Source organism: Lysobacter xanthus (assembly GCF_047159895.1).
Window position 1 is genome coordinate 1 of record NZ_BAAGAB020000156.1, and the last position, 698, is coordinate 698.

The 698-nt window shown below is 67.6% G+C and carries 1 protein-coding gene; it reads left to right on the forward strand.

Annotated features, from left to right (window positions below):
- Window positions 1-698 (forward strand): TonB-dependent receptor plug domain-containing protein (locus tag ACY35P_RS15630; protein ID WP_462116758.1); only part of this gene is annotated, 698 nt, incomplete at both ends.

Below are 698 nucleotides of genomic sequence, written 5' to 3' on the forward strand. Positions count from 1 at the left end.
CTCGTGCTGGTCAACGGCCGTCGCTGGGTCGGTGGCACCGGCCTCGGTGGCGCGGTCGACCTCAACACGATCCCGACCGCCGCCGTCGAGCGCATCGAAGTGCTGAAGGCCGGCGCCTCGTCGATCTACGGCTCCGACGCGATCGCGGGCGTGGTCAACGTCATCCTGCGCACGGACTACCAGGGCGCGGAAATGAACGCGTACCTCGGCATGTTCGACAAGGGCGACGGCTTCCGTCAGTCCTACGACTTCACCATCGGCACCTCCGACGACCGCTTCAGCGCCATGTTCGGCGCCGGCTACGTCAAGGAAGAGCCGGTCATGGCCGGCGACCGCGAGATCTCCGCCGAGCCGACCTACCACACGGGCCTCGCGTTCGGTTCGTCGACCACGCCGGCCGGGCGTTTCGCGCTGTGCCGCGCGCCGAACATCATCGACCCGATTTCGGGCGCGTGCCGCAACGCGACGAACACCGGTGCAGGCACCGAGACGCGTCCGAACGGCACCCCGGGTCAGTTCACCTACGATCCGGGCCAGAGCGGCCTGAACTGGCGTAACCGTACGGGCGCCGACCTGTACAACTTCGCGCCGGACAACTACCTGACCACGCCGCAGGAGCGCAAGTCGCTGTTCGGCCGCGCGTCCGTGAACATCACCGACAACACGTCGGCGTTCATCACCGCGACGTACAACAACCG